Origin of the sequence: Salinibacter sp. 10B, from assembly GCF_002954405.1 — a bacterium.
In the GTDB taxonomy this organism is placed as follows: domain Bacteria; phylum Bacteroidota; class Rhodothermia; order Rhodothermales; family Salinibacteraceae; genus Salinibacter.
Map to the genome: position 1 here is coordinate 2854668 of NZ_MQWC01000004.1, position 13339 is coordinate 2868006.

The window sequence follows — 13339 nt, forward strand, 5'->3', positions numbered from 1 at the left end:
GCCCCCTCCGTGTCCTCCCCCGCCCCAGAAGATGATGGGAAAGTCTCCGCCTCGCCGTCGCGACCGACGTCCCTTCTTTCCGGTGCCCCCGCCCCGAAATGAGGAGATGACAAAGTAGGCAAGCACCAGCAGCGTAAAGAGGAGGGCCATTGGCATGCCGTCGTCCGACGACGCCGAGCGTGAAGAGGCCGTTGCGTCGTACTCTCCCTTGGTCGCCTGAATGATCGCGTCGGTCCCGCGGTCGATGCCGGCGTAGAACTGGCCTTCGCGGAAGTAGGGGGTAATGACGCGTTCCACGATCCGGTTCGCGATCGCATCGGGGAGTGCGCCCTCCACTCCGTACCCGGTGGCAATGAACATCTGCCGGTCCCCGCGCGAGACGAGCATAACGACGCCGTTGTCCTTTCCTTCCTGTCCCACGCCCCACTCACGCCCCAGTGCCACCGCGTAGTCCGCGATGGGGGCTCCATTCAGGCTTCGGACCGTCACTACAACAATAGCGGTGGAGGTCGTGTCGGTGAAGGCGGTGAGCTTGCGGGCCAGTCGCTCCTCCTCGGTAGAGGACAGCAGGCTGCCCTGATCAAGCACGGGGCCGGACGGACGCGACGGAAAATCGTACCGCTGCGCCTGAGCAGGGGCTCCCATCGCGAGGGCGAGAAGGCCAACGCCGGCAAGAATCAGAATGTACGCACGGAAGCAGCGAGGGAACACAAGAAGGGATCGTGCAGCAATTGAGAGAACTGCCGAGAGCTTTTCTACACCGAGCCCGTCGGCTGTTTTTGTGTCTCGAGTGCTCGGTAATGTCAAACGGCTGAGTCAACTCCGTGAGTCCAGTTCTCACGCATCACGGATTACGCATCACGAGTCTCTCAGTCAAAGTTCACGTCCGGGGCCTGCTCGGCTCCGGCTTCCGCCTCGAACGCCGTGCGCGGCGGGAAGCCCATGAGACCCGCAAAGAGAACCGTCGGGAAAGAGCGCACCTTCGTATTGTACTGCTGGACCGCCTGGTTGTAGTCGCGGCGGGCCACGGTGATGCGATTTTCTGTGCCTTCCAGCTGGGCCTGTAGGTCGCTGAACGCCTGCGTAGCCTGCAGCTGGGGATAGTTCTCGGACACTGCCAGCAGCCGTCCGAGCGACTGACCAAGCGCCGACTGGGCTTGCTGGAATTGCTGAAGCTTTTGGGGATTGTCGAGGTCCTCGGGGCGGACCTGGATGGACGTCGCCTTTGCCCGTGCCTCCGTCACCGCCTGAAGTGTTTCTTTCTCAAAATCGGCGGCGCCCTGGACCGTCTCTACCAAATTGGGAATAAGATCGGCCCGGCGCTGGTACTGCGCCTGCAGGTTGGACCATGCGGTCTTCACGCTCTCGTCGGACTGCACGAGGGTGTTGTACGAACTCGCCGCTCCACAGCCCCCGAGGCCCAGCAAGACCACGAGGATGACGAGTGTAATTGTGCCTTTGCTACGCATTGATGTTCGGATGTTCGGGGAGATGAAAGAGGTGAGTCGTGATGCGTGGCGAGTGATGCGTGACCACCAGGGCGTCCGGAAACCACGCACCACGTACTACGCGTCACGGAGGCATTCGGTTACTCAAACCGGACGACGAGGTGGACCTTGTCCCGCGCCCATTCCACGTGTCGCTTGCGCTGGAGGCCAAGGACCACGACGCCCGCATACGCGCCCACCCGGTCGAAGAAATACTCAACGGTCGTCGGGACCGCGTTTTCTTCGGGATCCTCTTGACTGTCAGCGTGGGTGTGCGAAAAGATCGAATCAGACTTATCAAAGTACAATAGGGCACTTTCCTCCGCGGCGTGGTCGAACGCTTTCCGCAGGTTGTTCTGCGTCTGCATCCGATGGTCGCCGAGGAGTGAGGCCATCTGGAATTGGTGCACGTTGCCCGTGGCGTGCCGCGTCAATGTGGCCAGGGCCTGCTGACGATGCTCCCGCACGCCCCCGTAGAATAGAAGGCGCGTACCGGTGCGGGCGTCCCGGTCGGCCATGAGGGATTCGAGGCGCTGGGCAAACGCGTCGGGGTCGTATGCGAGTACGGGAGCATCCACGGCCTCCGGATTTGTGCCCTCAGATGATGGGGAAGAAGGCATGGCACCGGGATCGGAGCGACGAAGGATACGGATGATTGGAAGTCCGGGACGGAAGGACTTGTTCCTCATCCGCCGCGGGTGTTTTTCCCGATCGGGACTGAGAACCGACGCATTCCGCAGGCGGTCGCACGACTCCAGGCAGGCACTCGCCCACAGAAGCGCCACTGGACACCACCGACGCTCCGGGAGGGCTATTCGGGGGGGCGTCTCCACAGGAAGAACCGAAGTACTATCACCCCGTGCTTTGCATAGCTGCCGCAATGCCGTTGAGGCTCAGGAGAAGCGCCTCGCCCAGTGTTTCTTGTTGGGAGGGATCATCTGTGGACCGATACCGCTCCATGAGCTCCACCTGCAGCAGATTGAGAACATCGGTGTACGGGTTGCGGAGTTGGATCGACTTCTTGAGCACCGGGCTGTTCTCGAAGATCTCGTCCTGATCAGTAATTTTCAGGATGGCTACCTCGGCGCGCTCATAGTCTTCGACGATGGTGGCGTGGTTCGAGATCGCCGGATCGGTGTGGGCGTCGTACTGTTCGGCGATGGAGAGGCGGGCTCGTGCCATCTCGCGCTGCGCGCTGTCAAGAATGCCCCGAAAGAACGGCCACCGCCGGTAGAGAGAGCGGAGCGTATCGAGAGCCTCCGGGGTCTCATCAAGGATCTTCGACAAGGCGTAGCCGGTCCCGTACCAGCCGGGCACAATGTACCGTGGTTGCGTCCAGGAGAAATTCCACGGAATGGCCCGCAGCGAACCGAAGTCCACTTCTTCTCCCGCCGAGGCGCGGGACACCGGCCGGGAGGCAATGGGGAGGCGGCTAATGTGCTCGATGGGCGTGACCTGCGTGTACCACTGCCACTCCGTCCCGCCGCCGTCGCCAATGAGGTCCCGATAGGCCTCCATCGAGTGCTCGGCGAGGCGATCCATGAGGCCCGCCACGTCCGAGTCGGTAGACACCTTGTCGTCCAGCATCTCCTTGTAGCTCTCATCCTCCTGCGCCTGGGCGGTGGACAGAAGCGTGGCGTTCACGAGCTGCTCCACGTGTCGACGAGCAATGTCCGGCAGCGCGTAGCGGAACGAGATGATTTCTCCTTGCTCGGTCATCCGGATGCGGCCGTTGTGCACGACCGGCGGGAGGGCGCGGATGGCCTGCGAGGAGCGCCCGCCCCCCCGGCCCACCGTCCCGCCACGGCCGTGGAAGAGGCGCAGGTCCACGTCGTACTCGTCGCAAACAATGCCGAGATCGTTGATGGCCTTGTGGAGTGCCCAGTTGGCCATCCAGTAGCCGCCGTCCTTGTTGCTATCCGAATAGCCGAGCATGATCTCCTGAAAGCCGTCGCGTCCCTCCAACTGCTGGGCGTAGACCGGGTGAGTGAAGAGCGTCTCCATCCGGTCGTCGGCGGCATCGAGGTCGTCGATCGTTTCAAAGAGCGGCACCATGTCGACCGGGCACTGGAACGCCCCGTCGACCACGTTGCCCAGGCCCGCCTCCTTTGCCAGCAGCATCGGCTCCAGCAGGTCGCTTACCGTGTGCGTCATGCTCACGATGTAGCTGCCCACCGCGTCCGGGTCCACGGTGTGGATGGCCCGAATGACGTCGAAGACCTCCATCATCTCCGCCGGCATCTTGGGGAGGTCGTCGGGGTCGGAGACGAGCGGGCGCGGGTTCTGGAGCTCGGCCTCCAGCACCTCCAGTTTTTCTTCCTCGGAAAGCCCGGCATAGTCCCCCTCGACCCCGGCCTTGCGTAACAGCGCAGCCACCGTCTCTTCGTGTACGCCGCTGTGCTGGCGCACGTCGAGCGCAGCAAGGTGAAAGCCGAACGTTTTCACGAGTGCACGCATCCGATGCAATTGCCCACTCCGGCCCGCATCATTAAAGCCGTGCAGGTTCAAGCTCTCGGCAATCAGGTCGAGGTCGGCCAACAGATCATCGGCGGTGTAGTCGGCCGCCATCGCCTCCACATCCGTCTCGTCGATTTGGTCGAGCAGGGCCTCCAGCCGGGCCTCCACGTAGCAGAGCTTGAGCCGGTAGGGCTCGTGGCGGTACTGGTGCAGGGACTCGTCGGAGAGGACGACCTCCTGGGCGTCCGCCTCAATGGAGTTGAGCAGGGCTTCCGAGGCGGTCACCTGCCGGCGCGAGAGGCTGAGGTCGTCCCGCAGCTGATCGAGCTCGTCGAGGTAGTGCTCGATCGTGTCCTTCCGCTGGGTGGCAAATGTCCAGCGCGTCACGTCGGCCGTCACGTTGGGGTTGCCGTCCCGATCGCTCCCGATCCAGGAGCGGTACTGGAGAAAGGCCGGCACCTCGGCGGTGTCGTCGTAATGATGACGCAGCGCATGCTGCACGTCACGATGGATGTGAAAGATGGTGTCCCAGATGGGGCCGTGCAGGAAGTAGTGTCCCTGCTCCACCTCTTCGCGCACGGTGGGCCGGTCCGCTCGAATCTCGTCGGTGGCCAGAAGGAAGGCGACCTGCGCGTGCAGATCGTCGAGCGTGTCGGCACGCTCGGCGGGGGTGGCGTCCGTTCGGTCCAGCGTCGCCAGCAGGTCGGCAATGCGCTTCTGCTTGCGGAGTACCGTGCGCCGCCGGGCCTCTGTGGGATGGGCCGTGAGGGTGGGCTGAATGTCGAGCTGCCCGAAGAGCTCGGCGACCTCGTCTACCGAGTAGCCTTCTTCTTTCAACTGGGCCACCGCCGCATCGATCGACTCCGCTCGCGGCTGTCCGCCCGATTGCTCGTTGCCGGATCCCGGCCCCAGCGGCCAGTCGGCGGGACCCGACCGGCGCGCACGCTCCCGGTTGATGCGAATAATCTCCTGCTGCTCCGCCTGGTTGACGAGGTGGAAGAACGTGGTATATACGTGGAGCAACCGCACAATGTCGTCCTCGTCCAGGTCGGCGATGCGGTCGGCTGCCTCCTCCCGGAGGGACGGGTCGTTCTCGTGTTCGGCTCGTTTGCAGAGCACCCGCAGCGCTTCGACGTGCTCAAACAATTCGTCGCCCACCTGGTCGCGGGTAATTTGCCCCAGCATGGAGCCGAGAAGGTTCACCTGTCGACTCAAGGGTTCGGAGATGCCGGTGCCTTCCGTTTCGAGTTCGAGACCGTCCCAACGAGGCATACAGCGGATATATCGTGTTAAGATAGGATGTAGTCGCGAAATCACCCTAAGATAGGAACACAGGGGATAGGGTCCAAACGCGGGTGCGCTTCCAACGAAGGGCATTAGGAGATCTTAACATCCGGGTCGGGCTACTTCCAGACCGGTTGATCCCACGTGAGGAAGTACCCGAGGGTGACGCTCGGACCGGCGGGCAGATTGTGACCATGGAGCGGAAGTCGAGCTCCGATCTCGACGATCCCCGGCCCGAGGGCGCCTCCGAGCGTGGGAAGGAGCTGGACGAGCGTGCGCCGGTTGTTTTCCAGCACGAGGCCGAAGTCGGTGCGCACGGGCGGACGCCCAAACAGTCCGTCGACGGCAATCTTCCAGTGAAGAAACTCAAACGAGCCCCCTGCGGCGACGTACAGCAGTCGCTCATCGCCCGGCCGTCGCTGGATTTGAGTATTTTCTTCACGCCACCGATAGCCGGCCCAGCCCATCACGTAGACAGGCCACGGGTGGAAGCTTTTGCCTACCTCCACGAGCACCTCCCAGTCGCGCTGGCCCTCGGTTAGGGGCACAATGTCTGGGTCGATCGGGAAATCGCCCACGGGAAATTTGACCCCGCTTCGGAGAGCGAAAGAGACGGGCAGATCGTTGAGGCCAAAGAGCGCCGGACCCATGCGAAGAAACACCCGAGGATCTCCCAGTCCCGAACTCCGACGGTCCTGTACCACGTCGTTGAAGGCCAGGCGGTGGTAGGGGGCGTCGACCCAGACATCGAGCCCGCGCCAGAGTCCCAGCGCACCGGACAGCCGAATCGTTGTGGTGATGGATCGTGCCCCCTCGTTGAAAAGCGGCTCGGTCTCGCCCAGGTGATTAAAGCGCCGGTCCGTGTCCTGATGGGACAGTTGAAGCTCGACCCATCCCGTGCCGGGGGGTTCTACCCATTGCGCCTGTCCCGGGAAGACCGGAGCGACGAAGAGGCCGACCACAATGGCGATGAGCGTTTGTCGCATGGGGGGAGGTTATGACGATGAGGACGGGCCGGTCCATACCTGCGTTTGGGGCTGAAAGACGGCCCAGGCGAACCAGAAGGCCACGTAGGCGCTCTTGACCGGGGCGAGTCGTTCGCCCTTTCGGGGTCCTTCGATGGCCCGGCCGTCGAGGCTCCACACGCTGCCGGTCTCGTCGTCGACGATGCGGCCGTTTTGGACGGAAAAGGAGGCATCGGTGGTAAACGCCATCGCCCCCTGTGCCGCTCGGCTCCAGAAGATCGTCTTGACGCTCCCGCCGACGGTCACCCTCACGACCCGGGCCGGGGATCCGTCGTCCAGGAGTCGAAAAGGGAGGGCGAGCCCCCCGCTTCTGCCCTCCGGAAGGCCGAGGACGCGTTCCTTCGGGGGGCGACGGTTGTCGATGGGCGTTCCCTCAAACAGCAGGCTCGTGTTGTGGAGGCGCTCGTACGGGCCGTAGGGGTACGACCGCGGCCCGTAGGAAAACCGGTGCCCGGTATTTCGGGAGAGCACGTTCGTGTCGGGGTGAAGGGCCTTCCATCGGCCCCATTGCATCTCCACGACCGGAATCATGGTGAGGCCGTCGCCGGTCGCGGGGCCGCACATGGCCACCCGATTCATTTGCGGCCAAAGCGACTGCTCGTCGCGGCGATCGTACATCACGAGATTGTTGTCGAGCAGAAGCCCGGAGACGCCGAACTCGGCCCCGTCGGCCCCGCTGCGATCGAAGGCCAGGCTGGAGCCGGTCAATGGACAGTAGGTGACGGCGATGGGGCGGTTATTCCAGTCGTTCAAATTCACGATCTCGTGTCGCCACAGAATGTTGTGGGGCACGGCCAGGGGCGTTTCGCCGCCCAAAAGGCCAATAACCCGACTCGTATCGGCAAGGTAGCCTGCTGCTTCTGCCTCGGGACCGACGAGCGGCGGATCGGTGAGGGCGGGAATGCCGTCGCGTCCCACCTCACTGTCGATAAGTCGCTCGGTTGAGAGGAGACAATTTTCCACGAGGGTGGAGTTGCCGGACGTACCGGGAGGCTGCGACGATCCGCGGTCGCAGCCTCCGAGCACGAGTCCGCCTGCAAGCACGACGAGTAGGCCCATGAAGAACCGAGTTGAAAAAGCGGGCATGGGAAAAAGGCGTTGGTGGCAGAACGGGAGGCGATGGAAATGCTCGTCCGCCGAAGGGGGCGTACGGAACTACGATCTTACGATCCGGCCGCGGGAGCGTAGAGGCGCGTGTCCGGGCGAAACGCAAACCAGGCGAACGCAAAGTAATCCCCGTGGGAAAGACGGGTCAGCTCCGTGCCCTTCAGGGGTCCCTTCACGGCCGTGCCCGTGATCGTCCACACGCTACCAGTAGACGTGTCTTCAAATCGGCCGTTGTCGAGGTAGCGAAATCGAAGCGTCCGCCCGTCCACCCGACGATCAAAGACGCCAGTGGAGCCGACCGCTTTCGAGCGTTGGATCTGCCGGGCGTCGAGGGCCGAAACGGCGCCCGGGGCATGAAAGACGACGATCGGTCGGGTCGCAATCGTATCGTGAAGGACGCGCTTCTTCTGCGTGGTCCTGTGCGGATAGGCCTTGTACGTACCGTCGAGACTGACGGCCACCACCTTTGCTTTCGGCGGCAGCCGATCGTCGGTCGGTCCATCGTACGCGAAGGGAGACTTCGTGATGTCGTCGTAGCCGGCGTACGGGTTCCGGCCATAGGGCCGGTCGTACCCAGTATCTCGTGAGAGCACCTGCCCGTCCGGATAGTTATTGGCAAACTGTTGGAAGGAGATGAGCTGAGACGGAACAACCGCAAGTTCGTCCCCTGTGCGGTCCCCCACGATTGCTTCTCCCGTAAATTGCTGCCAGAGAGTCTCTGTGCGCCGGTCGTACATCACGAGGTCGGAGTTGCGGAGCAGTCCCGAGACGCCGAAGGTGGTGGGCTCTCCCTCCAGGGTGCGCTCGAATGCGATGGCGCTGTAGCAGAGGGGGCAGAAGGTAACGGCCACGGGCGTGCCGCCGATCGTGTCGTTGACGATCTCGTGGTACGTCAGGATCTGGAGCGGATAGGCCTTCACCGTCCCGTTGTGCTCAATTGCGATGACGGGTTCCGTCGGGGCGATCCAGTTGCGGGCCGCCGCAATCGACACGAACGACGGCTCATCGATCGAGGGAATGCCGTCTTTGGACGGGCCCCCGTGGCGGAGGGTCGCAAGGTCGATGCTGGCCGTCGACAGGTCGGTATCGAATTGAGCAAGAGCAGAGGGAGCCTCCGGCGGCAGGTCGGGTTGAGCCTGGAGGGGGAGGGCGACGGCAAGGCCCCAGAGGCCGACCACAACCACTCCTCGAAAAAAATGGGACAGGTAAGGCATGGCGGTCAGGGAGCGTCGAGCAGGCACGGCGCGTTCATCGGGGACTTTAGAGAAGCGCCGGTCCGGAACGTTACGCTGAACAGGCTCTCCCCGAAGAAAAAATCGGAAGAGAGACGATTTTATACCAGAGGCCGAGGATCGTTATGCACGTTGGAGGCCCGCCTCGGGACGGACATCCGTTTCGACTGGGAGAGGTAGATGCCCATCGATCCTTCGAAGATGGTATTACTCCGATTCCCGCTGCTCAGGCATAAGGGGCATGCAGGCCTTGGAGGAGCTGCCCGTGCCGCCTACTCACGCCGGTTGCACGCGGTTCTGGTTCGCCCCGCGACGGCAGACCGCCGTTACGCTGCACGGGCGCACAGGTCGCTGATTTCCTTCTCCGTGGCCGTCTCCAGCGACAGTATCGCCTCGTACGGGTCGCCGTCCAGCCCCAACAGATGGGCGAAGGCGGGTTCTGTGCCGAATCCTTCTCGCTTCAAGTGCCGGACCTCTTCCCGCAGTTGGGGAGCGGCCTCCACGAGGCGCTTCATCACGTTGAGGTGCCGCCAGGCCGCCTGGCGCTCAACCGGCTGCTGCTTGCCGAAGAGCTCCACCGGAAAGGAGGCCGTGTCGAACCGGGCCACGACGGCACCGCCCGCTCGCGTCCACATCTGAAACTGGGGCTGATGACCATAGAGTCGCTCGACGGTGGATTGGAAGCCGGCGGGTCCGCCGGACCCGCTCACGTCGCAGATGATGTCGAGGTCGCTTCCAGAGACGTCGAGGCCGATACACACGGTGCTCACCAGCGCGGGATCGAAGCGGCGGAGGTGGTCGAACACCGCCAGCTTCACCAGCACGTCGTGGGCCGTGCGTTGCCGGGGCGTGCCGTCTTGCAGGTACGAAAACCTACGCCAGTTCATGTCCGGGCACACGGGATTAGTCGTTTTCTACACAGGTGGCCTCCCCCTCGTCCGGCGGACAATCTCACAATCCTACATGCCAATGGCGCTACGGAAGCCTGCGTCCTACCGGAATAGAGCTCCCGGAATTGGTATCAGGGCGAATTTTCGCTCTCAACCCACTGCACGGCGTGCTTCATGAGCTCGTTGCCCGAGTCGAAGTTGAGCTTGTCCTTAATGCGGGCGCGATAGGACTCAACCGTCTTCACAGAGAGGTGGAGCCGCTCGGCAATCTCGCGGGTCGAGGAGCCCTTGCCGGTGAGCTCAAATACCTCCAGCTCGCGGTCGCTCAGCACTTCGAGGGGAGACTGCATGATGCGCTCACGTCCGCCCTCCGCCATGCTCTGCAGCAGCCGCTCGTTGATCTCCTCACTCACAAAGATCCGGTCGTTCAGCACCTTTCGGATGGCCTTGATGATGATGTCCCCGGCTTCCTGCTTCATGAGGTAGCCCTTGGCTCCGGCTCGAATGCAGCGCTCGGCGTAGAGCGTTTCGTCGTGGCGCGACACGACGAGAATCTTGACGTCCGGCACGCGCGACTGCAGATGTTTGATGAGCTCCATTCCACTCATGCCGGGCAGCGAAATGTCAACGATTGCGAGGTCGGGCGCCAAGTCTTCGATTTCTTCCAGTGCCTCCTCGGCACTGCTCATTTGTCCGACGACGTGCAGGTCCACTTCGTTCTCGATGGTGCGCCCCAGCCCTTTCCGCATCAGGGGATGATCGTCGATGAGTACAAGGTCAGCCATGGTGGAGCAGGAGTTGTGAGCAGAGCGGGCACCCGTGTCCGTCGGGGACGCGCCCAACGAGACGGGTGCGATGGGATAAGGAAAATGTACGACGCAGTGCCCTACAATGGTGTCGGGGACACGCGGAGACGCGTGTGGGGTATTCCCGGACACGACCTGTGCAGGAGGAGTGCGGGGTTAGGCCGAGGGGAGGTTCTGTTCATCTAGAATGGGATCTTCGATCGGGGACTCCGTGCGGGGGAGGGTGCAGGTGACCACAGTGCCGTCCCCGAGGGCGCTGTTCAGGTCGAGCGTCCCGCCGATGATGCGTGCCCGGTAGTTCATGATGCGCACCCCCATTCCGGCATCGGTCAGGTCGTCTTCCTCAAATCCGGAGCCGTCGTCCCGAACCTGGAGGCGGATTTGTTCGTCGCCTGCGGCGAGGATAATGCGCAAGCGGTCGGCATCGCCGTGGCGCACGGCATTGTTGACGGCCTCCTGGGCAATGCGATAGAGGTGAGTGGCCGTGGAGTTGTCGGGAATGCGGACTGAGTCGGTGCCCTGGAAGTCACATTCGACGCTGAAGAGCCGTTCAGCATTCTTGGAGAGGCGGCGTAGCGCCTCCGGCAGGGCCGACGGCTGCTGACCCTCCACGTCCACCGGGATGAGGCCGTGCGAGAGGTCACGGGCGTACTGGTCGGCCTCCTTTACGTGCTCGGTAATCTCGGCCATGTCCTCGGCCCGCTCATGGCCCTCTTCGTCGAGCTGACGGGCGACGTCCTGGCTGAGCAGCCCAATGCCTGTGAGCATCTGCCCGAGGCCGTCGTGCAAGTCCTGCCCGATCCGGCGGCGCTCCTCCTCGCTCACGTTCAGGATTTCCTTCTCCAGCCGCCGCCGCTCGCTGATGTCGCGCACGATGCCGGTATAGATCGTACGGTCGCCCAGCTCGACCTCACTTACCGCCAGGTCCATTGGAAAGGTGGAGCCGTCCTTCCGCTTGCCGGTCACCTCGCGCCCAATGCCGATGATGTTGCGGTTGCCGGTCTCGTGGTAGTTTCGAAGGTATTCGTCGTGTTCTTCGTGGTAGGGAGAGGGCATGAGCATCTTCACGTTTTCCCCCACCACCTCCGACGCGTCGTACCCGAAAATGTCCTCGGCCGCCTGGTTGAACGACTCGACGATGCCATTCCGGTCGATGGTGATGATCCCGTCCACCGTCGTTTCGAGGATGGCTTGCGCGCGGGCCTCGCTCTCTTCCAACGCCTTCTTGGTTCGCTTCAGTTCGGTGGTGTCGAGGGTGGCCCCTACTAGCCGCGTTCCGTCGTTTTGCACCTCGGCCTGCGTGAATACCCAGCGCTCGCCCCCCTTTTCCGTAAGCAGACGATGCTCCAAGCGAAACAGGGAGTCGTCCGCGTGGACACCTTCGAGGGCGTCTTCGAAGCGGGTCCGGTCGTTTTCGGGAAGGAACTCGAGCACTCGATCGAGACTGGGCGAGAAGGCATCCGGATCCACCCCGAACAGTCGGTACATTTGCTCGGACCAGACCATGGTGCCGGACGTCAGGTCGTACTCCCAGCTCCCGAGGCTTGCAATCTTTTGGGCTCGGCTCAGCCGCTCGGCAGTCGTCTGGAGGGTCTTCTCCGTCTGGCGCCGCTCCGCAAACTGTCCAATCTGGTTGCCGATCACCGAAAACATCTGCAACAGTCCCTCGTCGGGCTCACGAATCTCGTGGCTAAAGAAGACCATGACCCCGAGGACCGTATCGTCGATGCGAATGGGAAAGGCGAACCCGGCGCGCATGTCGGCCTGCTTGGCGGCATCGGTTCGTTTGAAGGCGTCGTCCTGTCGCACATCGGGCAGCCAGTGGGGGCGTTGGTCCTCCCACACGCGGCCCGGGAGGCCCTCGCCGAGAGCAAAGGTGGTCTCGTGAGTCACGTTCTCGAACCCGTTCATCGTCGTGGCGGTCGCCTGCCACGTTTCCACGCTCTCCAGGTGCTGGCCCTCGGGGGTGGGCAGCCAGAGCTCGCCGCGCTCCCAGTCGAGGTGCTCGCAGATGGTTTCGAGAATGCGGGGGGCGGCCTCAGTCAGAGAGTCGGAGCCCGTAAGCACGTGCGCCGTGTGGTACTGGGTGGCCAATCGGCGTTCGTCCTTCTTCCGCTCCGTGATGTCGCGCACAATGACGGTAAGGAGGGGCTGCTCGCCCATTTCCACCTCACTGATGGACAGCTCTATGGGAAAGAGGGAGCCGTCGCGACGGCGTCCCTGCAGCTCGTAGCCCGTTCCCACGATTGCCGGGCGGCCGGTCTCGCGGTAGGTGCGGAGGGCGTCGGTCAAACGCTCACGGTCGGACGCTGCGAGGAGGGAGGGCAGGGACGTGCCCACGACCTCTCCGGCGTCGTAGCCAAAGAGTGTTTCGGCGGCTGGATTGAACGATTTGATCGTCCCCTCTGCATCCACCGTGAGGATGCCGTCGAGCGTCGTGTCGAGGACGGCCTGGGCGCGCGCCTCACTCTCGCGCCGGGCCTGCACGACGTGTTTGTACCCGAGTACCACCGCCACGGCCATCCAAATGCCGAAGAGAACAATGCCGTGATTGATGAGGGCCGCCACGGGCTCGCCTCGATACAGGTGGACAGCAAAGCCAGTCCCGACAAACAGGGTCGTCACGCCTCCGAACACAAACGTTGGGCGACGATCGCGCACAAAGAGGGTCAGTAGCACGATGGCCACCTGCATCAACTCGACCGTAAGGCCGGCGGGCAGTACCCAGTCCAGCACGAAGAGGCCCAACGATAAGACCCCGAGCAGCCCGTACAGGAGCAGCCGGCGAGACGAGTTTAGCATAAGAGGAAGGGTCGTGGTGTCAAGTCAGTCTGCCTCGATGGGCGGTCCGTCCGATCGGCAGTACAAGGCGCTCATAGCGGGGGTGACGGCACAGTAGGTGGCAGCCCCACACGAATGCAATGCATCCTCCTACAAAACGAACGGCAAACATTCGGTCAAATGCCCCTTTCAGAGAGCCGTTCTTTACACGAACGTGGGATCATAGAGTTGTCGTTCGGAGGGGACGCACGTACCATTTCCCGCAGGTCT

The 13339-nt window shown here is 63.0% G+C and carries 10 protein-coding genes; all 10 read right to left on the bottom strand.

The features are described 5' to 3' along the window. Nucleotides 1-711, bottom strand: a 711-nt coding sequence (locus tag BSZ35_RS11685) for a TPM domain-containing protein (protein ID WP_258096201.1), incomplete at its 3' end; no start/stop codon positions are given. A 158-nt stretch (nucleotides 712-869) separates the two neighbouring features. Then, nucleotides 870-1469: a LemA family protein gene (locus BSZ35_RS11690; protein WP_105012603.1), complete on the bottom strand. Its 600-nt coding sequence runs from the start codon at nucleotides 1467-1469 to the stop codon at nucleotides 870-872. A 119-nt stretch (nucleotides 1470-1588) separates the two neighbouring features. Continuing rightward, on the bottom strand, nucleotides 1589-2107 hold the full coding sequence (locus BSZ35_RS11695) for a hypothetical protein (RefSeq protein WP_146110069.1): 519 nt from the start codon (nucleotides 2105-2107) through the stop codon (nucleotides 1589-1591). A 232-nt stretch (nucleotides 2108-2339) separates the two neighbouring features. After that, on the bottom strand, nucleotides 2340-5216 hold the full coding sequence (gene ppc / locus BSZ35_RS11700; RefSeq protein WP_105012605.1) for a phosphoenolpyruvate carboxylase: 2877 nt from the start codon (nucleotides 5214-5216) through the stop codon (nucleotides 2340-2342). 131 nt (nucleotides 5217-5347) lie between these two features. Beyond that, on the bottom strand, nucleotides 5348-6214 hold the full coding sequence (locus tag BSZ35_RS11705) for a hypothetical protein (protein ID WP_105012606.1): 867 nt from the start codon (nucleotides 6212-6214) through the stop codon (nucleotides 5348-5350). Nucleotides 6215-6223: 9 nt separating this feature from the next. After that, nucleotides 6224-7339, bottom strand: a complete 1116-nt coding sequence (locus BSZ35_RS11710) for a DUF3179 domain-containing protein (protein WP_258096202.1) — start codon at nucleotides 7337-7339, stop codon at nucleotides 6224-6226. A gap of 77 nt (nucleotides 7340-7416) precedes the next feature. Further along, the gene (locus BSZ35_RS11715; protein ID WP_105012608.1) at nucleotides 7417-8574 is read right to left on the bottom strand and encodes a DUF3179 domain-containing protein; all 1158 of its coding nucleotides are present in this window, start codon (nucleotides 8572-8574) and stop codon (nucleotides 7417-7419) included. 344 nt (nucleotides 8575-8918) lie between these two features. After that, nucleotides 8919-9479 (bottom strand): DUF4269 domain-containing protein, encoded by a 561-nt coding sequence (locus BSZ35_RS11720; protein ID WP_105012609.1) that lies wholly within the window; start codon nucleotides 9477-9479, stop codon nucleotides 8919-8921. A gap of 134 nt (nucleotides 9480-9613) precedes the next feature. After that, nucleotides 9614-10267 carry a response regulator transcription factor gene (locus tag BSZ35_RS11725; RefSeq protein ID WP_105012610.1) on the bottom strand — a complete coding sequence of 218 codons (654 nt, stop codon included), beginning with the start codon at nucleotides 10265-10267 and terminating at the stop codon, nucleotides 9614-9616. A gap of 177 nt (nucleotides 10268-10444) precedes the next feature. Then, nucleotides 10445-13090: a PAS domain S-box protein gene (locus BSZ35_RS11730; protein ID WP_105012611.1), complete on the bottom strand. Its 2646-nt coding sequence runs from the start codon at nucleotides 13088-13090 to the stop codon at nucleotides 10445-10447. Nucleotides 13091-13339 lie beyond the last annotated feature (249 nt).